This is a genomic window from Caulobacter sp. SSI4214 (assembly GCF_012184455.1).
Classification (GTDB): Bacteria; Pseudomonadota; Alphaproteobacteria; order Caulobacterales; family Caulobacteraceae; genus Caulobacter; species Caulobacter vibrioides_E.
This window is the reverse complement of sequence record NZ_SZWJ01000046.1, coordinates 1-21,129: the sequence shown is the minus strand read 5'-3', so window position 1 is coordinate 21,129 and position 21,129 is coordinate 1. Positions and strand designations below refer to the sequence as shown.

Annotated in this window: 18 protein-coding genes; 13 read left to right on the top strand and 5 right to left on the bottom strand. The window is 66.9% G+C overall.

Annotated elements, in window-relative coordinates; genetic code table 11:
* The first annotated feature begins 1 nt into the window (after position 1).
* The 3 genes from phnE to FCU40_RS14180 all read left to right on the top strand — a co-directional run bounded on the left by phnE (position 2) and on the right by FCU40_RS14180 (position 5,242).
* Positions 2-835 (top strand): phosphonate ABC transporter, permease protein PhnE, encoded by an 834-nt coding sequence (gene phnE, locus FCU40_RS14190; RefSeq protein WP_168075733.1) that lies wholly within the window; start codon positions 2-4, stop codon positions 833-835.
* 495 nt (positions 836-1,330) lie between these two features.
* A complete protein-coding gene (locus FCU40_RS14185) occupies positions 1,331-3,772 on the top strand; it encodes a TonB-dependent receptor (RefSeq protein ID WP_168075731.1) in 2,442 nt (813 codons plus the stop codon).
* 156 nt (positions 3,773-3,928) lie between these two features.
* Entirely contained in the window at positions 3,929-5,242 is a 1,314-nt protein-coding gene (locus FCU40_RS14180; RefSeq protein WP_004619157.1) for a hemolysin family protein, read from the top strand.
* 953 nt (positions 5,243-6,195) lie between these two features.
* Here the strand turns inward: FCU40_RS14180 and FCU40_RS14175 are convergent.
* On the bottom strand, positions 6,196-7,287 hold the full coding sequence (locus FCU40_RS14175; protein ID WP_004621619.1) for a glycosyltransferase family 1 protein: 1,092 nt from the start codon (positions 7,285-7,287) through the stop codon (positions 6,196-6,198).
* Positions 7,287-8,120: a UDP-2,3-diacylglucosamine diphosphatase gene (locus FCU40_RS14170; RefSeq protein WP_004621621.1), complete on the bottom strand. Its 834-nt coding sequence runs from the start codon at positions 8,118-8,120 to the stop codon at positions 7,287-7,289. The genes FCU40_RS14175 and FCU40_RS14170 overlap by 1 nt, the downstream gene beginning before the upstream one ends.
* Positions 8,121-8,381: 261 nt before the next feature.
* On the opposite strand from FCU40_RS14170, the gene FCU40_RS14165 reads away from it, so the two are divergent.
* Positions 8,382-9,011: a TetR/AcrR family transcriptional regulator gene (locus FCU40_RS14165; protein ID WP_004621624.1), complete on the top strand. Its 630-nt coding sequence runs from the start codon at positions 8,382-8,384 to the stop codon at positions 9,009-9,011.
* Positions 9,012-9,014: 3 nt separating this feature from the next.
* Here FCU40_RS14165 and FCU40_RS14160 read toward each other — a convergent pair whose 3' ends face one another.
* Together FCU40_RS14160 and FCU40_RS14155 are read right to left on the bottom strand one after the other, a co-directional pair.
* Positions 9,015-10,127: an aminotransferase class I/II-fold pyridoxal phosphate-dependent enzyme gene (locus FCU40_RS14160; protein WP_004621626.1), complete on the bottom strand. Its 1,113-nt coding sequence runs from the start codon at positions 10,125-10,127 to the stop codon at positions 9,015-9,017.
* A gap of 109 nt (positions 10,128-10,236) precedes the next feature.
* Entirely contained in the window at positions 10,237-10,704 is a 468-nt protein-coding gene (locus FCU40_RS14155) for an Lrp/AsnC family transcriptional regulator (protein WP_168075729.1), read from the bottom strand.
* Between the two features lie 122 nt (positions 10,705-10,826).
* Between FCU40_RS14155 and FCU40_RS14150 the strand changes: the two genes are divergently transcribed.
* The 5 genes from FCU40_RS14150 to FCU40_RS14130 all read left to right on the top strand — a co-directional run bounded on the left by FCU40_RS14150 (position 10,827) and on the right by FCU40_RS14130 (position 16,774).
* Positions 10,827-11,072 (top strand): DUF6356 family protein, encoded by a 246-nt coding sequence (locus FCU40_RS14150; protein WP_004621631.1) that lies wholly within the window; start codon positions 10,827-10,829, stop codon positions 11,070-11,072.
* A complete protein-coding gene (locus tag FCU40_RS14145; protein WP_004621632.1) occupies positions 11,069-12,082 on the top strand; it encodes a putative sulfate exporter family transporter in 1,014 nt (337 codons plus the stop codon). Before FCU40_RS14150 ends, FCU40_RS14145 begins: the two co-directional genes overlap by 4 nt.
* Before the next feature lie 66 nt (positions 12,083-12,148).
* Positions 12,149-13,603, top strand: a complete 1,455-nt coding sequence (locus FCU40_RS14140; RefSeq protein ID WP_168075727.1) for an amino acid permease — start codon at positions 12,149-12,151, stop codon at positions 13,601-13,603.
* 98 nt (positions 13,604-13,701) lie between these two features.
* Positions 13,702-14,850 (top strand): acyl-CoA dehydrogenase family protein, encoded by a 1,149-nt coding sequence (locus tag FCU40_RS14135; protein WP_168075725.1) that lies wholly within the window; start codon positions 13,702-13,704, stop codon positions 14,848-14,850.
* 301 nt (positions 14,851-15,151) lie between these two features.
* Positions 15,152-16,774 (top strand): globin-coupled sensor protein, encoded by a 1,623-nt coding sequence (locus FCU40_RS14130; protein ID WP_168075723.1) that lies wholly within the window; start codon positions 15,152-15,154, stop codon positions 16,772-16,774.
* Between the two features lie 107 nt (positions 16,775-16,881).
* On the opposite strand, the gene FCU40_RS14125 is transcribed toward FCU40_RS14130, so the two are convergent.
* Positions 16,882-17,193: a hypothetical protein gene (locus FCU40_RS14125; protein WP_004621640.1), complete on the bottom strand. Its 312-nt coding sequence runs from the start codon at positions 17,191-17,193 to the stop codon at positions 16,882-16,884.
* A gap of 345 nt (positions 17,194-17,538) precedes the next feature.
* Between FCU40_RS14125 and FCU40_RS14120 the strand changes: the two genes are divergently transcribed.
* The 4 genes from FCU40_RS14120 to FCU40_RS14105 form a co-directional block, all read left to right on the top strand.
* Positions 17,539-19,509: a methyl-accepting chemotaxis protein gene (locus FCU40_RS14120; protein WP_004621643.1), complete on the top strand. Its 1,971-nt coding sequence runs from the start codon at positions 17,539-17,541 to the stop codon at positions 19,507-19,509.
* On the top strand, positions 19,506-19,793 hold the full coding sequence (locus FCU40_RS14115; RefSeq protein ID WP_168075752.1) for an STAS domain-containing protein: 288 nt from the start codon (positions 19,506-19,508) through the stop codon (positions 19,791-19,793). The genes FCU40_RS14120 and FCU40_RS14115 overlap by 4 nt, the downstream gene beginning before the upstream one ends.
* Complete coding sequence (locus tag FCU40_RS14110; RefSeq protein ID WP_004621646.1) at positions 19,790-20,155, top strand: response regulator; 366 nt, start codon at positions 19,790-19,792, stop codon at positions 20,153-20,155. Before FCU40_RS14115 ends, FCU40_RS14110 begins: the two co-directional genes overlap by 4 nt.
* A gap of 70 nt (positions 20,156-20,225) precedes the next feature.
* Positions 20,226-21,129 (top strand): Hpt domain-containing protein (locus FCU40_RS14105; protein WP_175582084.1); only part of this gene is annotated, 904 nt, incomplete at its 3' end.

The window sequence follows — 21,129 nt, the reverse complement described above, 5'->3', positions numbered from 1 at the left end:
CATGAGCGACGCCAAGATGAACGAGGGAAGCATCCCCGCGCCGCCCAAGCGCTCGGCCTCGGCCCTGGCCTTCGACACCCTGCTGTGGGGCGGGGTGATCCTGCTGCTGGTGATCAGCTTCAAGCCGGCCGAGATCGACAAGTTTCCCCAGCTGTTCACCGACACCGAGAAGACCAGCGCCTTCGCCAAGCTGTTCTTCAAGCCGTTCACCGACCCGCAGCTGTTCCTGTCGATGGACTGGGAGCTGTTCATCGCCAAGATGTGGCAGACCATCCAGATGGCGCTGTGGGGCACGGCCCTGGCCATCGTCCTGGCCATCCCGCTGGGCCTTCTGGGCGCGCGCAACATCGCGCCCGTGTGGATCCAGCAGCCGGTGCGTCGGGTCCTCGACCTGATCCGCTCGATCCCCGATCTGGTCGTGGCCCTGATCTTCATCACCGCGGTGGGGCTGGGTCCGTTCGCCGGCGTGATGTCGATCATGTTCAACACCGGCGGGGTGCTGGCCAAGCTGTTCGCCGAGGCCGTGGAGTCGATCGACAAGGGCCCCGTCGAGGGCGTTCGGGCGACCGGGGCGGTGAAGCTGCAGGAGATCATCTGGGGGGTGATCCCGCAGGTCGCGCCGCTGTGGACCAGCTACGCCCTCTATCGCTTCGAGTCGTCGAGCCGCGCGGCCACCGTGCTGGGCATCATCGGCGCGGGTGGCATCGGCCAGATCCTCTATGACTCAATCAACGCCTTCCAGTTCGACCAGACCGGCTGCATCGTCCTGGTCATCGTGGTGGCCGTGTCGCTGATCGACCTGCTGTCGCAGGTGATCCGAACCCGCCTGCTTTAGAGCCCGCCTGCTTCAAACGGGATCATTTGAGGCGGATAAAAATTCCATAGATTCAATTATTTAGAGCGCGTGCGAGCGGTTCGGCCACTCGCGCCAGCCCACGCGGGCGGGGCGCGTCCGAGCCTTCGCGGGGCCGTGTTTCAGCAAGGCTACATGGGGCCTATCCGAAACGCGCGCCAAGCTCGACCCTGCCACAATCGCGCCGAAATTCGTCGGCGCCGGAAAGACGCTCCTGACGTTGTATTCGCGCGCGCGACCGCGCGCCGGCCCAACATATGAGTCGACAGGTAAGGTGATCTTTCGGAGGAGATGGATTTTCGTAAGTTTTTCTAACGTTGAAATTCCATGGCTTTTCCCGAGTTTACACAAAACTGTCTTAAAGTCCGCGCGCCGGGTGATAAAATTATCACGTCGTGAAATCGACATGTGGCCGTCACTGAACCATCACCGCTGAACGTCTATGCCCCTTGCCAACCAACAAGGGGTTTTGCTTCCATGCTGAAATATTTCGGAGGGGCGGCCGTCGTCGCTCTCGTGATCGCCACGGCGCAGGGCGCCCTGGCCGCCGACGCCGCCACCCCGGCCGCCGCCGCTCCCGCCGCCGATGACGGCGCCGCGCTGGAACAGGTGGTGATCACCGCCACGAAGCGTGAAACCAACCTGCAGTCGACGCCGATCGCCGTCTCGGTGCTCAGCGCGACCGCCATGGCCGATCGCCACGCCGAGAGCCTGATCAGCCTGTCGGACGGCGCCATCCCGTCGCTGCGCGTCGCCACCTTCGAAGCCCGTCAGTCGGCCCTGACCGTCGGCATCCGCGGCATCGTGCCGTTCGACGCCAACCAGACCGCCCGCGACCAAGGCGTCGGCGTCTATATCGACGGCGTCTATCTGGGCCGCCAGCAAGGCCTGAACACCGCCCTGCTCGACATCGAGCGTCTGGAAGTGCTGCGCGGCCCGCAAGGCACGCTGTTCGGCCGTAACACCGAAGGCGGCGCCCTGAGCATCGTCAGCAAGGCCCCGACGGGCGTGTTCGGCGGCCGCGTCGTGGCCGGCGCCGGCAACTACGGTTCGTACACCGGCGAACTGCACCAGGACTTCCAGGAGTTCAACGGCCTGTCGATCAAGGTCGACGCCCTGATCCAGCACCAGGATCCGACCACCAAGAACCCGATGGAAGGTCAGGCCGGCTGGAACCAGTATCACCGCACCGGCGGCCGCGTGACCGGCCTCTACAAGCCGAACGACAAGTTCAGCGCCCAGGTGTCGATCGACTATTCGAAGGACGAGAATACCCCGTTCTTCAGCCAGCTGCTGAACTACAACCCCTATGGCAAGCGCGTCCGCAGCCTGGCCGAGGTCACGGCCTCGGCCGCCGCGCCGGCCGGCACGATCAACCCGCTGTCGCCGCTGGTGCGGGTCAGCACCGACCGCCAGAGCGTGTCGGACATCGGCACGGTCCAGCAGCCCAGCGTCGACAAGACGGGCGGCGCCATGGCCACCCTGAAGTACAACGTCTCGCCCAGCCTGCAGCTGCGCTCGATCACGGCCGCCCGCGCCGTGGCGACCAACCAGTGGGACAACTCGGGCATCGAGTCGCGTAACGTCTTCGCGCCGAACGCCACCTTCGGCCGTTACAGCCTGTCGGACCTGTATCAGTACCAGTACAGCCAGGAATTCCAGGCGGTCGGCGACGTCGGCGACAGCTTCAACTATGTCGGCGGCCTGTACTACTTCAAGGAACACGCCAAGGAATCGGCTTCGACGCCGCTGACCAACCAGTGGAACGCCGACGGCACCGCCTATACGATCCGCTCGGCCTACGGCAGCTTCGGCGCGGGCCCGATCACCTCGGGCACGCAAGGCTGGCAGCGCAGCACGCGCCTGCTCGCCCGCGCCAGCCAGGCCGACGCCGAGAGCTACGCGATCTACGGCCAAGGCACCTACACGCCGGAAGCCATGAAGCAGGTCCACCTGACCCTGGGCGGCCGCTACACCAAGGACAAGCGCGACGGCACCCTCTACATGGTCGCCGGCAAGGCCACGAACTTCAAGTTCACCTACGACAAGGGCCGCTTCGACCCGCTGATCAACGTGTCGTATGACGCGGCCCAAGGCATCAACCTCTACGCCAAGTACTCGACCGGCTATCGCGCCGGCGGCGCCAACGACCGCTCGTCGGCCTTCCAGGCCTTCGGTCCGGAAGAGGTCAAGGCCTACGAACTGGGCGCCAAGATGGATCTCCTCGAGAACCGTCTGCGCCTGAACCTGGCGGCCTATCAAATGGACCGTCAGAACACCCAGATCGACTTCGACAACGTCGACACCACCCCCGGCAGCCCGACGCTCGGCGCGCACACCGAAGATACGGCCAACGCCAAGGGCACGTCCAAGATCCGGGGCTTCGAAGCCGAGCTGACCGCTCGCGTTTCGGAAAACATCACGATCGGCGCTTCTTACGCCTATACCGACGTGAAGATCCCGGCCGCGCCGTTCCCCTATCTGGGCAACACCGACGTGCCGCAAGGCTCGCCGTTCCCGGTGCAGGTGGTCTACACGCCGCCGAACGCCGCCTCGGGCTATGTCGACTTCAAGTACCCGGTCGGTTCGATGACCTTCCGCGCGCACCTGGACGCCAACTACGCCGACGCCCAGTACTCGTTCCAGAGCGAGTTCGCCGACGTCTCGCCGACCGGCAAGCTGGTCCAGAACGTCGCGGTCAAGGGTGACAGCAGCTTCATCGTCAACGGCAACCTGACCCTGGCCGACATCAACATGGCCGGCGGCGGCGCCTCGGCCAGCCTGTCGCTGTGGGCGCGCAACCTGCTGGACGAGACGCACGTCTACCGCATCTCGGCCGCCAACCGCGGCACGATCGGTGACTACGGCAACCTGAACCCGCCCCGGACCTATGGTCTGGAACTGCGCGTGAAGTACTAAGGAGGTCCTCCGGTTCACCCCTTGGGCCGGAAGACACGGCGCCGCGGTCCTCTATGGGCCGCGGCGCTTTTCTTTGTATAGTGACCGGGCTCGGGCCTCCCCAGACCCCCGCGCCGCGGTCGCCGTCCGGCGACGCGTCCCCGACCCTGAAGGGCCATGATCCTCGTCGCGCTCGCCGTCGTCCTCTTCCTCGTTCTGCTGAACGGGGTGTTTTCCATGTCCGAACTGGCCGTCGTCTCGGCCCGCAAGGCCCGGCTGCAAGGCCTGGCCGAGCGCGGGGATCGCGGCGCCAAGCTGGCGCTGGAGATGGCCGAGCATCCGACCCGGTTCCTGTCGGCCGTGCAGGTGGGCATCACCCTGATCGGCATCTTCGCCGGCGCCTACGGCCAGGCCACCATCGCCGGCGCGCTGAACCACTGGCTGGACGCGCGCTTCCCCGCCGTGGCCCGCTATTCGGAGGTGATCGCCACCGGCGTCGTCGTCGTGGGGCTGACCTATGTCTCGGTGATCCTCGGCGAGCTGGTGCCCAAGCGCCTGGCCCTGATGTTCCCGGACGTCATCGCCCGCCGCATGGCCCCGTTCCTGGCCCTGGTGGCCACGGGCCTGCGCCCGTTCGTCACCCTGCTGACCGTCTCGACCGCCGGCGTGCTGCGGCTGATGGGCGTGCGCGACGAGCGCAACAGCGGCGTCACCACCGAGGAGATGGAAGCGGTCCTGGCCGAGGGCGCGGACGCCGGCCTGATCGAGCCCGAGGAGCGCTCGATGATCCAGGAGGTCCTGCGCCTGGGCGACCGTCCCGTCCGCGTGGCCATGACGCCGCGCCGCGACCTCTTCTGGGTGTCGCTGGCCGACGAGCCCGAGACGATCCTCAGCGAGATCCGCGCCAGCGCCCACTCGCGCATCCTGGTGGCCACCGAGGGCGACCTGGACGGCGACATCGGCGTGGTGCTGAAGAAGGACCTGCTGGACGCCTGCCTGTCCAGCGAACCGCTGGACCTCAAGGCCCACGTGCAGCAGCCGGTGGCCATTCCCGAGACCATGTCGCTGCTCAAGGCCCTGCAGGTCTTCAAGTCCACCAGCCTGCACATGGCGCTGGTCGTTGACGAATTCGGCTCGCTGCAGGGCGCGATCACGCCGCTGGACCTGTTGGAAATGATCGCCGGCGACTTCCCCGAGAACCACGAGGACGACGACAAGCGCATGATCCGCCGCGAGGACGGCTCATGGCTGATCGACGCCCGCCTCGACATCCAGGAGCTGAACGATCACCTGGGCGAGAACTTCGAGGCCGACGGCGGGTACCACACCGTGGCCGGCCTGATCCTCGACCGCCTGGGCCGCATCCCCGACGAAGGCGAACACGTCGAGATCGGCGCCTTCGACCTGGAGATCGTCGACATGGACGGCTCGCGGATCGACAAGGTGATCCTGAAGCCGTGCAAACGGAAGAAAGACGCGGCGGAGGGGTAGGGGGCGGCGTATCGCGCCAAAAACCCTCTCCCGTCGGGAGAGGGCGGGGCCCGTCCCGACGAAAGTCGGGATGGGAGGGTGAGGGTGAACGGAGTGGGCCGCTCTTCACCGCCATCCCCACACCCGGCCTCCCCGGCGAAGGCCGGGGCCCAGAGTCATCCGGAGCGTTTGGGGTGTTCGCGATCGCGCGTCCGACCTGGAGCGTCGATCGCTCGTGGGTTCGATCTGGACCCCGGCCTTCGCCGGGGAGGTCGGAGGTATGGGGATTGGAGCGCCGCTATCCTCGGAATTCGCGACCTAGAACTAGGCGAAATCAACGCCTTGTCGATTTTACACGCCCGCCAATCCTCGGCGTTCAGCGCCGCTCCATAATCCTAGCCATCCCCGTCGCGGGAGAGGGCGTTTGGATCCGGCCCAAAACGGCGGCGGGGCTAGGTTGAGCGGGGCCGTTGGCGGTTCCCGGCGCAGACCTCACGCCGCGTCGCTTCCTCTTCAGGGGCGCGCGCGGGTGACGGATCGGCCGGGGCCAAAACCACCAGCGGAGCGACAGGGCGGTGATCGTACAAGCCGCCTATCGCGGATCGTCGGGCTGGGTCCGGATGTAGCCGTCCCAGTTGGTCCGCGCCCGTCCGGGGGCTAGGGGGGACCCGAGCTGAAATAAGCTCACGCCTCCCATCCTCACGGGCAAGAACAGCCTGGCGGAGCGGACTCGCGAGCCGAAAAACAAAACCACTCACGGTCTCCGGGTTCGCCCGGCCGCTCCGTCGCCTCCCCACACGCCTTCAGCGGCTGGCCGCGTGAAGCGGCGAAGCCGTGCTCTTGTTGAAACCGTGAATCGCCCTTAGAGCGTGATAGCCGAAAGTGTGAGCGGTTTCGGCGGTTATCACGCTCTAAATGTTTGATTTAGAGCGCGTTCGAGCGGTTTAACCGCGTACACTTAAACCTAACGCGCTCTAAGCCGCCGTCTTCTTCCGAAGCCGCGCCAGGCGTCGTAGGCGGCGCCAGAAGCGGGTCTTTTCGGGTTCGGGGTAGGGCTGCAGGTTGCGGAAGAACTCCTCGGCGCAGGCGCGCCACGAGAACTTCTCGGCGAACTTGCGGACCACGACGCGGTCGAGGTCCAGGCACGCCAGGCAGGCTTCCTTCAGGCCGTCGGTCTGGCCCGGGGCCAGAACGCCGGCGTTCGAGCCCGGGATGATGTCGACCGGACCGGGGGCCGAGAAGGCCGCCACCGGCACGCCGGCGGCCATGGCCTCCAGGATCACCAGGCCGAAGGTGTCGGTCAGGGATGGGAAGCAGAAGACGTCCGCGCCGCCGAAATAGCGCGCCAGCTCGTCGCCGAACTTAGCCCCCAGGAACTTCACCTCGGGATATTTCTCGGCCAGTTCCTCGCGCTGGGGACCGTCGCCGATGACGACCTTGGTGCCCGGCAGGTCGAGGCTGGCGAAGGCCTCGATGTTCTTCTCGACGGCCACGCGGCCGACATTGAGGAAGATCGGGCGCGCCAGGCCCTCGAACGGATCGGGATCGCCCGGCTGGCGCGGCTTGAAGATGTCGGTGTCGACGCCGCGCGACCATGGGGAGAGGTTGCGGAAGCCGTGCTTGGCCAGCTCGTCGCGCATGGTGGGCGTGGCCACCATCAGACGGCCCGACGGCTTGTGGAACCAGCGCATGTAGGTGTAGCCGGCCGCCAGCGGCAGCGGCAGGCGGGCCGAGACATATTCGGGGAACTTGGTGTGGTAGCTGGTCGTGAACGGCAGCTTCCACTCCAGGCAGATCCGGCGGGCGGCCAGGCCGATGGGGCCCTCGGTGGCGATGTGGATCGCCTCGGGCTCGAACGACTTGAAGCGCTCCTGCACCGGCTCATAGGCGCCGATGGCCAGCTTGATCTCGGGATAGGTGGGCAGCGGGAAGGTCGGGAACTGTTCGGGGCTGACGACATCGACCTCGTGGCCCATGGCGCGCAATTCCTCGACCACCCGGGTCAGGGTGCGGACCACCCCGTTGACTTGAGGTTCCCAGGCGTCGGTAGCAAGCAGAATGCGCATCAGGCGGCGGCCGGCTCCGGCAACGGCTCTTCGGCGGCGGACTTGCCCAGCGACCGGGCGCGGTCGATCACCGACCACGAACGCTCCTTGGCCCATTCCAGGATCTCGAGCTTGCCGTCGGCGTGCTCGACCAGGGCCGTGCAGCTTTCCACCCAGTCGCCGTCATTGACATAGGCGATGCCGTCGATGTCGCGCATCTCGGCCTTGTGGATGTGACCGCAGATCACGCCGTCGACGCCGCGGCGACGCGCTTCGTCCGCCACGGCGGCCTCGAAGTTCTCGATGAACTGCAAAGCGTTCTTCACCTTGACCTTCAGATACGCCGAAAGGCTCCAGTAGCCGAACCCCAGGCGGCGACGCGCGCGATTCACCAGAGTGTTCAGCATGAGGATGGTTCTATAGGACCAATCTCCGAGGAAGGCGAGCCACTTGGCGTGCTGCACGACGCCGTCGAACTCGTCGCCATGAACGACCAGATAGCGCTTACCGTCGGCGGCCTCGTGGATCACGTCGCGGGCCACGATCACGCCGCCGAAGTGCGTGCCGCAGAAGTCGCGGACGCGGTCGTCGTGATTGCCGGGCACATAGATGACCTCGGCGCCCTTGCGGGCCATGCGCAGGATCTTCTGGACCACGTCGTTGTGGGCCTGGGGCCAGTACCAGCCGCTGCGCAGCTTCCAGCCGTCGATGATGTCGCCGACCAGATACAGCTTGTCGCACTCGATGTGGCGGATGAAGTCCAGCAGCAGCTCGGCCTGGCAGCCCCGCGTGCCCAGGTGCAGGTCGCTGATGAAGACGGAGCGGTAGCGGCGAACGGCGACGTCGGCGCTCATGGTCGAACCCCCGTTGAGGCGCCGCGAGATCGTTCCGTCCCCGGATCGGAAGATGGCGGCCAACGGCGAGCGATTAAGCTGATTGCGTGTCGCTTTGATGAAATGTCGACCTGGCCTTTTACCCGTTGTTTACCCGCGGCCGGTCGGGAATTGCTCAATTTCAGCGCATCCGTCAAAAGGCGCGCGCTTGCGGCGCCGCTTTCGCCGCCGGCGCGGTTACGGACTGTTGCGGTGCAGCATCCCTCGCACTAGATCACCCCGATGGACGCCGCTCGCCTCGCCAAGGACACGCCGAAGTCGCAGAAGACGCGCGCGCGGATTCTGGACTGCGCGATGCGCCTGATCGCCGAGATCGGCTATCACGCGGCCACCAATCCGGCGATCGCCGACGCCGCCGGCCTGACGCGCGGCGCGATGCTTTATCACTTCCCGACCCGCGAGGCCCTGGTCGAGGCCGCCGTCGCCCATATCCAGGCCGAGCGCTCGACCCTGTTCCGCGCCGCGGCCGAGAACCTGCCGGCCGGCGCCGACGTCACCGAGCACGCGATCGACAGCTATTGGGATCTGCTGCACTCGGTGCCCTTCCAGGCCTTCGCCGAGCTGGAGGCCGCCGGCCGCGTCGATCCGGCGATCCGCGCCCTGCTGGCCCCGGCCCAGGCGGAGTTCGACCGCGCCCAGGCTGGCGACCATTTCCTGAAGATCCTGCACGCCGGCGCCGGCCCGCGCTTCCAGGCCAGCCGAGACCTGGCGCGCTTCATGCTGGAGGGCCTGGCCCGCTCGACCCTGACCTACGACAAGGACGGTCGCAAGGAGCGCCTCCTGGCCGTGATCAAGCGGGCGACGCACATGCTGAACCGCAAGGGCGACATCCAGGACCTCTGGCCGGAATAGGCGTCAGGCCTTGAGGGCCTTGGGCAGCACCTGGGCGAAGATGTCCAGTTCGGCGGGCGTCGCGGTGCCGACCCGAATCCAGGTGGGATGGCGAGGGCTGTCGAACACGCGCACCTCGACGCCCATCGCGGCCAGGGTCTTCTGGAAGGCCAGGTTCGGTTTGCCGCTGTCGACGAAGACATAGGTGCCGTGCGAGGGCAGGTAGGCCAGACCATTGGCCCGGCAGATGGCGTAGATCTTCTCGCGGCAGCCTTGCAGATAGGCCTTGGCGCCGGCCAGATAGGCTTGGTCGCCGTAGCAGACGGTCGCCGCCGCCAGGCCGGGACGGCCCTTGTGAGTCGGGATCAGGCTCTTCAGCGTCCGCACCCGGGCCTCGGGACCGGCGATGAAGCCGACCCGCAGGCCGGCCATGCCGTACACCTTGGAGAAGGTGCGGGCGACGATCACGTCGTGGCCGGCGCGGACCAGGTCCATCATCGAGTGGCGGACGGGGTCGGGGCTGATCTCGATATAGGCCTCGTCGACGATCACCGGACAGGTCTTGGCGACCTCGACGATGAAGGCCCGCAGAGCGTCGGGATCCAGCAGCAGGCCGGTCGGATTGTTCGGATTGCAGACATAGACGACGCCGGCCTTCACGGCCTTGGCGCGTTCGGCCAGGGCCGGCAGGTCGATCTGGTGATCGGCGGCGACGGGAACCCATTCCAGCTTGGCGCCCTGGCGCTCGGCATAGAGCAGGGGCGTGGCGTAGCTGGGCTGGGCCGAGACGACGGGGCCGGTCTTGGAAAAGGCGGTCGACAGCAGCGACAGCGCCTCCAGCGAGCCGTTGCACAGGCCGACCTGCTCGGGCTTGAGGCCGTCGCGGGCCGCGATCAGCTTGACCAGCGGCGGTTCCAGCGTCCAGGCGTAATACGGCGTCTCCAGCAGGGCGTCGGCGGCGGCCTTGCGGGCGGCCGGGGAAGGGCCGAACGGATTTTCGGTGACGCCCAGATGGGCGCGGATGGCCGGCGGCGCGTTCGGATCGACCGAGGTTTCGGCCCCAAGCGCCAGGGCGGGGGTGAGAGCCGGCGCCAGGGCCGCGCCGCCGATCAGCAGATTGCGCCGCGTCGTGTCCATGATCCGCTCTCCAGCTCGGTCTAGATTTTTATTTTCGCGGAAGACCGGCATCCGCCTTTCCGCGCGGTGCTCTAGTTGCCGCCGGTTGGTGACAGGCTCAAGACGCTCCTCACGTCAGGTTTATCGGCAGCGCCGTCGTGAACTTGATCTGCTCCATGGCGAAGCTGGACGACACGTCGGTGAGCGGCGCGGTGGCGATCAGGCGCTTGTAGAAGCGGTCATAGGCGGCGATGTCGCGGACCACGACCTTCAGAAGATAGTCGACGTCGCCGCTCATCCGGTAGAACTCGATGACCTCGGGCAGGGCGCGGGCTCCGGCGGCGAAGGCGTTGAGCCATTCCTCGTCATGACGGCCGGTCTTGACGGCGACGAAGACGGTCAGGCCCAGGTCCAGCGCGTCGCGATCCAGCAGGGCGACCTTGGCGGTGATCACGCCGCTGTCCTGCAGGCGCTTGACCCGTTTCCAGCACGGGGTCTGGCTCAGGCCCACCCGGTCGGCGAGCTCGGCGATCGGGACGGTGGCGTCCTCCTGCAGGATGGCCAACAGGCGGCGGTCGATATGATCGAGATCAATCATCTCGCGATCCAGTGTGCTAGGGAACAAAATTCTCCGTATCGCGGAGTTGATAACTATTCAAACCATGTCTTTCTCCGAATCTCGCCCATCCTAGGAGGCCTCGGTCATCTAGCGGGGCGTCCATGGACCTGTCGTTCACCCGTCATCCCAAGTCGGTCGGCGAAACCTATGGCGAGCACATGGGCGTGGCGTGGAGTTTTGGCTTCACCCTGCTGGGCGCGGGCCTGGCGTGTCTCGTCCACGGCATTCTCCCGTTCGCCTTCGAGCGCACGGGCAGCCAGACGGTGCGCCGCCTGAACGAGCGGCTGTCGAACCGCTGCGCCAAGGCCGACGCGCACTTCGCGGCGGGCGAGACCGTCCGGGGATGACCGCCGCCGCTCTGCGCGTGAGCGCCAATCGCCTGGGTCCCGGCGTTATCGCCGGCCTGCTGCTGGCCGTGATGGCCAAGCTGCTGTCCCAGAACATGCATGCTCCCGCGCCGCTGATCGCGGTGGTGCTGGGCATGATGCTGGGCGCGATGGGCCTGCAGGCCCAGCTGGGCGCCGGGCTCGATCTCTTCGCCAAGCCGGGTTTGCGCTTGGGCGTGGCCATGATGGGGGCCCAGATCAGCTGGGCCGAGCTGGCGGGTCTGGGCGGTTCGGCCCTGCTGGCCAGCGGCGTGGTCGTGCTGGGCGGCCTGGGCATCGGCGCCTTGGCGGGAACGGCCCTGGGCCTGCCCTTCGCCGAGGCCCTGATCGCCGCCGCCGCCTGCTCGATCTGCGGCGCCTCGGCCGCCCTGGCGGCCTCGCAGGCCGCGCCGGCCAGTCCCGCCAACCAGCGGACCACGGCCCTGGTCATCGTGGGCGTGAACCTGCTGTCGACCGTCGCCATGCTGGGCTATCCGCCGCTGGCCCACGCCCTGGGCCTGACCGCGCACCAGTCGGGCGTGTTCTTCGGCCTGTCGATCCATGACGTCGCCCAGGTGGCCGGCGCCGGGGCCTCGGTCTCGCCCGAGACCGCCAGCACGGCCGCCCTGGCCAAGCTGTCCCGCATCGTCTGGCTCGGCCCGGCGGTGGTGCTGATCGGCGTGATGCTGACCCGAGGCGCGGAGAGCGATGGCAAGGCAGGCGCCTTGTCCCGGCTGAAGCCGCCGCCGTTGTTCGTCTGGGGCTTCGCCGCCCTGGCCGGCGCGCGGGGCCTGGGCCTGATCCCGCCGGCGCTGGTCTCCGCTCTGACGGCCTGCTCCAGCTTCCTGCTGCTGGCCGGCGTGGGCGCGATCTCGGCCAAGCTGGGCCCCAAGGCGCTGCTGGAGGTCAAGCCCCGGCTGGCGATCATGCTCGGCACGGTCACGCTGGCCGTCGCGGTCATGGCCTACGCGTTGACGAGAATATTCTTCTAATCAACGGCTCTTGGCGGGGCACGAAACCCGCTTCATGGTCCCCCCGAAGAGTCGGAGGAACCGCGCTTGAGCTTCTGGACCCGCCGCAAGGCGATCGACACCATCACCGCCGGCATCGACGGCGCGCATCAACTGAAGAAGACCCTGAGCTGGCCGCACCTGGTGGCGCTCGGGGTCGGGGCCATCGTCGGCACCGGCATCTACACCCTGACCGGCATCGGCGCGGGCCTGGCGGGGCCAGGCGTCATCCTGTCGTTCCTGATCGCCGGCGCGGTCTGCGCCTGCGCGGCCCTGTGCTACGCCGAACTCTCGACCCTGATGCCGGCGGCGGGCAGCGCCTACACCTATAGCTACGCGGCCATGGGCGAGCCCGTCGCCTGGTTCGTCGGCTGGAGCCTGATCCTCGAATACACGCTGGTCTGCGCGGCCGTGTCGGTCGGCTGGTCGGCCCACGCCCACGACCTGTTCAAGGCGGCGGGCTTCTCCGAGCTTCTGTTGAACGGGCCGCACGTCACGCTGCCGGGCGGCGGACATGGCCTGGTCAATTTGCCGGCCGTGATCATCTCGATGGCGGTGGCGGGGCTCCTGGCCATCGGCACGCGCGAGAGCGCCACGGTGAACATGATCCTGGTGGCGGTGAAGATCGTCGCCCTGATCATCTTCGTGGCGCTGTGCCTGCCCGTCTTCGATCCGGCTCACTTCACGCCGTTCATGCCCAACGGCTTCCAGGCGCACCTGCCGGCCGGCGCCGGCCCCGACGCCGCCAAGGTGGGGGTCATGGCCGCCGCCAGCCTGATCTTCTTCGCCTTCTACGGCTTCGACGCGGTCTCGACCGCCGCCGAGGAGACCAAGAATCCCAAGCGGGACCTGACCATCGGCATCGTCGGCTCGATGGCCGCCTGCACGGCCATCTACATGATCGTCGCCGCCGCCTCGATCGGGGCTTCCCGCGCCGAGGTGTTCTCCAAGAGCGAGGCGCCGCTGGTGTTCATCCTGGAGACGCTCAAGCACGGCAAGATGGCCCAGCTGGTGGCCCTGGCCGCCGTGGTCGCCCTGCCCACCGTGATCCTGGCCTTCATGTACGGTCAGAGCCGGATCTTCTTCGTCATGGCCCGCGACGGCCTGCTGCCCCGCGCCCTGTCGAAGGTCAACGCCAAGACCGGGACCCCGGTGCTCATGACCCTGTTGACCGGGGTGCTGTCGGCGGTGCTGTCGGGCTTCCTGTCGCTGAAGGACATCGCGGAGCTGGCCAACGCCGGCACCCTGGCGGCGTTCATCGCGGTCGGCGCGTCGGTGATCGTGCTGCGGCTGCGCGAGCCGGATCGCCCGCGCGTGTTCTCGACGCCGATCTGGCCCGTGGTCGCCCCGGCCGGCATCCTGGGCTGCCTCTATCTGTTCTACAGCCTGCCGGAAAAGACCCAGCGCTACTTCCTCTACGCCCATCTGATCGGCGCGGTGATCTACATCGCCTACGGGATGCGCAAGAGCGTGCTGGCCCAAGCGGAGAAGGCCCCAGGGTAAGGCTTCCATTCTCGGGGACCATCGCTACAGTCTCGGCAAAACAGATGTTTGACGCGCCCCCGCTTCTAGCGAGGGCGCTGGACACCGGGAGAACGCGCATGGCCCTCGATCTGGAAACCCGCGAGCAGTTGATCGACACGGTGGCGCGCTTCGTGGCCGAGCGGCTGCGGCCGATCGAGGCCCAGGTCGCCGAGAACGACGCCGTTCCGGCCGACGTCGTCGAGGAGATGAAGGGGCTGGGCCTTTTCGGGCTCTCGATCCCGGAGGAATACGGCGGGCTCGGCCTCGACATGGAGGAAGAGGTGCTGGTGGCGATCGAGCTGGGCCGCGCCTCGCCGGCCTTCCGCTCGGTCTTCGGCACCAATGTCGGCATCGGCAGCCAGGGTCTGGTGATGTTCGGCGACGACGCCCAGAAGGCGAAGTGGCTGCCGGGCATCGCCTCGGGCGAGATCATTACTTCGTTCGCCCTGACCGAGCCGGAAGCCGGATCGGATAGCGCCGCGGTGCAGACCCGCGCCACGCGGGACGGCGACTTTTACGTGCTGAACGGCGCCAAGCGCTACATCACCAACGCCGGCAAGGCCTCGCTGTTCACGGTGATGGCGCGAACCAATCCGGACGTGAAGGGCGGCGGCGGGGTCTCGGCCTTTCTCGTGCCGCGCGACCTGCCGGGCCTCTCCGTGGGCAAGCCCGAGAAGAAGATGGGCCAGCAGGGCGCCCATATTCACGACGTCACCTTCGACAATGTGCGCGTGCCGGTCGAGAACCGGTTGGGCGAGGAGGGCGAGGGCTTCAAGGTCGCCATGCAGGTGCTGGACCGCGGACGCCTGCACATCGCCGCCGTCTGCGTGGGCGTGGCCGAGCGGCTGATCGCCGACTGCGTGGCCTATGCCAGCGAGCGCAAGCAGTTCGGACAGCCTATCGCCAGCTTCCAACTGATCCAGGCGATGATCGCCGACAGCAAGACCGAGGCTCTGGCCGCCAAGGCCTTGGTTCTCGACGCCGCCCGAAAGCGCGACGCTGGCGCCAATGTCACCTTGGAAGCGGCGGCGTCGAAGCTGTTCGCCTCCGAAATGGTGGGCCGCGTGGCCGACCGGGCCGTGCAGGTGTTCGGCGGCGCGGGTTATGTCGCCGACTACGGGATCGAACGGCTATATCGCGACGTCCGCATCTTCCGGATCTACGAAGGCACCAGCCAGGTCCAGCAACTGGTGATCGCTCGCGAGACCCTCAAGCGCGGGGGATAGGTCCGTTCCGCGCCGCGTTGAACAAGTCTCGACGCGGACGACCGAGCGGTGGGAATCTTTCCCGTGAATTTCGACTGCGGTCGAATGTCGCGAAGCGTTGGATCGGGCGTGGTGCGGCTAGATGTCGCATTCCGCAACAAATACGGACCTCTCTCCAGGATTAAAGCGTCGGATTTCATTTGACGAACCTTGGGTGGAATGGGGGCGTATGCGGCATACTGTCACTCGCAGAGCGTGAACATTTAAGGCGTCGTTAAGCCTCCCATCGGAGCCTCACCGTGGGCTTGGAAAGGAATGGGTGATGGGTCCGGATCACGCGATCAGCGAGCGAGTGGCGTTCATGGGATTGGACGACAAGGCGCGCGGAGCCCTGCGTGACTTGCAACCCGTCATTCACAAGACCATCGGCAAGGCGCTGGACGCCTTCTACGCCCGGGTGCGGGTCACGCCCGAGACAAGCCGCTTCTTTTCGGATGAGAGCCATATGCGGGCGGCTTCAGGCCGTCAGCAGTCGCACTGGCATGTGATCGCGCGCGCGGACTTCGACCAGACCTATGTCGACGCGGTCCGCGCGATCGGCCAGACCCACGCCCGGATCGGCCTGGAGCCGCGCTGGTATATCGGCGGCTACGCTTTGGTCAGCGAGCAACTGATCCGCGCGGTGATCGACGAGCAGTGGCCCAAGGGCTTCATCGCCAAAGGCGACGCGGCCAAGGCGGGCGAGTCGCTGAGCGCCCTGATCAAGGCGGTCCTGCTGGACATGGACTTCGCCATTTCGATCTATCTGGAGACGATCGAGCAAGAGCGTCAGCGCCTGGAAGCTCAGCGCCGCGAGAATGAGGCGGATCAGGCTCAGATGGTGTCGGCCCTCGGCGAGGCGCTGGATCGTCTGGCGCGCGGAGACCTCGCGGGGCGTTTGAACGTCGAGGTCAAACCGGAATTCCAGAAGTTGAAGGATGACTTCAACAACGCCGCCTCGATCCTCGAACAGGCGATGACGCGGGTCGCCGAAGCCACCGACGGCATTCGGTCCGGCGCCGACGAGATCAGCAGCGCCGCCGACGATCTTTCCCGGCGCACCGAACAGCAGGCCGCCAGCCTGGAAGAAACCGCCGCGGCGCTGGACGAGATCACCTCGACCATTCGCCGCTCGGCCGATGGGGCCAAGCAGGCTCAGGATGTCGTCGCCGGCGCCAAGGCCGAGGCCGAGAAGTCGGGCGTCGTGGTCGATCAGGCCGTCGCCGCGATGGGCGAGATCGAAACCAGCTCGCGCGAGATCGGCAACATCATCGGGGTCATCGACGAGATCGCCTTCCAGACCAACCTCTTGGCCTTGAACGCCGGGGTCGAGGCGGCGCGGGCCGGCGAGGCGGGCCGAGGCTTCGCGGTGGTGGCTCAAGAGGTGCGGGCCCTGGCCCAGCGCTCGGCCGAGGCCGCCAAGGAAATCAAGACCCTGATCGGCGCTTCGACCCGACAGGTCGGCGCCGGCGTGGAGCTGGTCGGTCAGACCGGCGAGGCGCTGCGCGGGATCGTTTCGAAGGTGGCCGAGATCGACGACCTGATCGTCCAAATCTCGTCCTCGGCCCAGCAGCAGGCCCAAGGCCTCAACGAGGTGAACACCGCCGTCAATCAGATGGACCAGGTCACCCAGCAGAACGCGGCCATGGTGGAGCAGACGACCGCCGCGACCCATTCGCTGAAGGGGCAAACCGCCGAACTGATCAAGCAGGTGTCCGCGTTCACGATTTCGGCGACCTCGCGGGCGGTGTCGCCGAGGCGCGATCCGGCTCCCGCGCCGGCGGCCGAGCGTCCCAGTCCGCCTCCGGTCGAGCGCGCCGTCGCTCGCCAGCGTGTCGCGGCGTCGAGCGCGCGCGGCGGCGTCGCGGTCGCGGCGGCGGCCCCTAACGAATGGGAAGAATTCTAAGGTCCGGACGCCGGAGATTCCGCATGTCAGGCGCGCTCCAGACAGCAGAACGCCCCCGCCGACCAGGTCGACGAGGGCGTTGTGTTTCCCCCGATCGGAAGAGACGCTTACGCGCCGCCCGGGAAGCGGAACGGAACCTTCACCGTGCCGGTCTTAGCGCCCATCGGCAGCTTCTCGGCGATGCACATCGCGGCCTTGTCGAAGCCCTTGCCGGCGGCGCTGTTGTCGACGACCTTGCAGTCCGACAGCTTGCCGTTCTCGGCGTTGCATTCCAGCATCACTTGCGCGGCGTCGCGCGTGTTGGCGAACTGCTGCAAGCAACGGCCCATTTGATCTTCGAAACCGCCGGCGGCCGAAGCGGCCTGGGCGACGAAAAAGCTGCCAGCGACTCCCGCGGCAATAGCGATCGGATATTTCATCCCGCTGCTCCTAGTAAAAGTTTTCCGTCCGGCGGACGACGCGTCAACTGGACGCATCAGCAACTTCTCAGGAGCGAGTTAAAAGAATCTGATCGGATAGATGATATTCCGAATTTACTTAATGGTAACCATGAACAGGTTGTCGGGGCGGTCCCACTTCGCGCGAGATTCTATATAGATTCTCCGTACTCCGACCTGCGACCAATTGCCCTTATCTGGACGTCCGGAGCACTTCTCGCGAAATCGGCTTTAACCAAGTCAGAGTCTGTTAGGACTCTATCGGGAATATCTCGCTTCAGTTTCGCGATCCGTGCGCACGGATCGCTGGTTGGAGGGGACCTCGCGATGAAACGGCTCCGTCTCGTCGATTTACCGTTGATCATCAAGATCGGCTTCGCGCCGGCTTTCGCGCTGCTCATGCTGGCCCTGATGGCGGGCGGAGCGGTCATTGTTCAGAAAAGCCAATCCGCGGCTTTGAAGCAGGTCGTTGAAAACGACATGCGCGAGAATATGGCGATCCAAAAGATCTCCAAGCGCATCTCCAACATCAATGGCGAACTCTACACGGTCCTGACGCACAAGGCCGGCAACATCGACGTCGCCAAGAACGACGCGCGCATGGCCGCCGTGCTCAGCGAGACGGACGCGGTGAAGAAGGAGCTCACCGCTCTGAAGGCCAAGCTTCCGGCCGAGGAACAGCCCAAGATCGCCGAACTGATCAAGCAGCTCGACGAATGCCGCAGCGCGATCGACACGGTCAGCGGCATGATCGGCGTCGACTTCAACATGGCCGTCGGGTTCATCGCTCCGTTCGAGGAGCAGTACGCCAAGATGACCGGCACGCTGGATCAGGTCGTGGCCGCCGCCAACAAGCGCGTCGAGGCCGAGACCGCCAAGCGTCAGGCCGAGGCCACCGCCGCGATGAGCGTCACGATCGTGCTGTCGCTGATCACCCTGGGCGCCGTTGCCGGCCTGGCCTGGATCACGGTGATGACGACCCGCAAGTCGATCAACGACATCGCCGCCGCCACCGACAAGCTGTCGAAGGGCGACAACACCATCGATCTGGAACGCATGAGCCGCGGCGACGAGCTGGGCGCCATTGTTTCGGCCCTGAAGGTCTTCCGCGACAACCAACTGCATCTGGAGCGGCTGCGCGCCGAGCAGGAGAAGACGGCCGCGCTCACCGCCGACGAGCGTCGCGCCAAGGAAGCCGCCGCCGCCGCCGCCGCGCAGGAGGCCGCCACGGTCGTCAGCAACCTGGCCCAGGGCCTGGAGAAGCTGGCCCAGGGCGACCTCACCTTCCGCGTGACCGCCGATTTCCCCGGCGACTACCGCAAGCTGAAGGACGACTTCAACGCCGCGATGGGATCTCTGCAGGAGACGATGAAGGTCATCGCCGCCTCCACCGACGGCCTGCGCACCGGCGCCGACGAGATCGCCCACGCCTCCGACGACCTGTCGCGCCGCACCGAACAGCAGGCCGCCAGCCTCGAAGAGACCGCCGCCGCCCTCGACGAGCTGACCGCCACCGTGCGTCGCACGGCCTCGGGCGCCCGCCAAGCCTCCGACGTCGTCTCCACCACGCGCGGCGAAGCGACGCATAGCGGCCAGGTCGTGCACCAGGCAGTGTCGGCCATGGGCGAAATCGAAAACTCGTCCAAGCAGATCAGCCAGATCATCGGGGTCATCGACGAAATCGCCTTCCAGACCAACCTCTTGGCTCTGAACGCCGGCGTCGAGGCCGCCCGCGCGGGCGAAGCCGGTCGCGGCTTCGCGGTCGTCGCCCAGGAAGTGCGCGCCTTGGCGCAGCGCTCGGCCGAGGCGGCCAAGGAGATCAAGGCCCTTATCTCCAGCTCGACCCAGCAGGTCAGCCAGGGCGTCAGCCTGGTCGGCCAGACGGGCGAGGCTCTGCAGCGGATCGTGGCGAAGGTCGGCGAGATCGACGCCCTGGTCACCGAGATCGCGGCTTCGGCCGCCGAGCAGGCGACCGGTCTGAATGAAGTGAACACCGCGGTGAACCAGATGGATCAGGTCACCCAGCAGAACGCCGCCATGGTCGAGCAGTCGACCGCCGCGACGCACTCGCTGAAGGGTGAAACCGCCGAGCTGGTCCGCCTGATGGCCCGCTTCCAAGTCGGCGGGTCCTCGTCCTACAGCCGCCCGGCGGTCGCCGACGCGGCCCAGCACGCCCCGGCGCGCAACCCGGTGGCCGAGCAGCAGGCTCGTCTGAACGCCTTCGCCCGTCCCGGGCGGACCAGTGGTTCGGCGGCGGTCGCTCAGGCCCCCGCCACGGATGGTTGGGAGGAATTCTGATGGCCGCCATCGCGCTGCCTGAAAACCTGGACCTCAAGGCCGCCGCGCCTCTGAAGGCGGCTCTCGTCGAGCGGCGAGGCGCCGCGATCGAGATCGAGGCGGACAAGGTGCGCCGCCTGGGGGGGCTTTGCCTCCAGGTGCTTCTCGCGGCCCGCAAGGCCTGGGAGCAGGATGGCCAAGTGTTTTCCATCAAGGGGCCGTCGGAGGCCTTCGTCGAAACCATCCGTCTATTCGGCGCCGAAGGGGCGCTCCTCTCGGCGGAATTCCAAGGAGCTGAATCGTGACGCAGACGATTCTCACGGTCGATGATTCCCGGACGATGCGGGACATGCTGCGCATGGCCCTCGCCGGCGCCGGCTTCAATGTGGTCGAGGCCGTGGACGGCGAGCACGGTCTCGAAGTCCTGTCGGCCCATCGTCCGGACGTGATCATCACGGACATCAACATGCCCAAGCTGGACGGCTTCGGTTTCATCGAGGCGGTGCGCGTCGACGACGACTACCGCGCCATCCCGATCCTGGTCCTGACCACGGAAAGCGATCCGGCCAAGAAGCAGCGGGCCCGCGAAGCCGGGGCCACCGGCTGGATCGTCAAGCCGTTCAACCCGGAAAAGCTGGTCGAAGCCATTCGCCGGGTCGCCGCCTGAGGCTGATCAAGGCGGGGCTTCGGCGCCGCTGATGAATACTCGTTGTTAGACGCAATTGGGACGTGCCGGAATGGACGAGCTAGAGGCCATCAAGGTCACCTTCTTCCAGGAATGCGAGGAGCTCCTCGCCGACCTCGAAGGCGGTCTCTTGGCCATGCAGGAAGGGGCCGGCGACCTCGAGACCGTCAACGCCGTGTTCCGCGCCGTCCACTCGATCAAGGGCGGTGCCGGGGCCTTCGGCCTCGAGCCGCTGGTCCGGTTCGCGCACGTGTTCGAGACCCTGCTGGACGCCGTGCGCGGCGGCTCGGTGCCCAATACGGTCGAGCTGGCCGCCGTCCTTCTGCGCGCATCCGACATCCTGGCCGACCACGTGAGCGCCGCGCGGGGACTGGGCGACGTCGACATGGCCGCCTCGGCCGCCATGGCCGCCGAGCTTGAGCAATGGACCGACCCCAACGCCGCTCCGGCCGCCGCGTCCGCGCCGGCCCCGGCCGCGCCGGTCGCCGAGGACGTCCCGCCCGCCGTGGTCGCCGATGACGACGCGCTGGAGGACGACGATCTGGGCTTCGTCTTCGTGCCGCAGACCATCACGGTCGAGGCCCAGGCCGCGGACGCCGAGCTGATCCCGAGCAATGTCTGGACGGTGTCGATCCGTCCGAAGTCGGATCTTTATCGCAAGGCCAACGAAACGGCCCTGCTGTTGCGCGAGCTGAACCGCCTGGGTCCGATCAAGGCGACGCTGGACGACAGCGCCTTGCCGCCGCTGGAAAGCCTCGACCCCGAAGCCGCCTACATCACCTGGAGCGTGCGCGTCGAGACCGACGAGGACGAAGCCGCGATCCGCGAGGTCTTCGAATTCGTCGACGGCGACTGCGAGCTCGAGATTTCGCGCGGCGAAGGCTCCGTCGATCAGGCCATGGCCGCCTTGCTGACGGTCGCCGAGAGCGCTCCGGTCGTCGAGCCCGCCGCGCCGG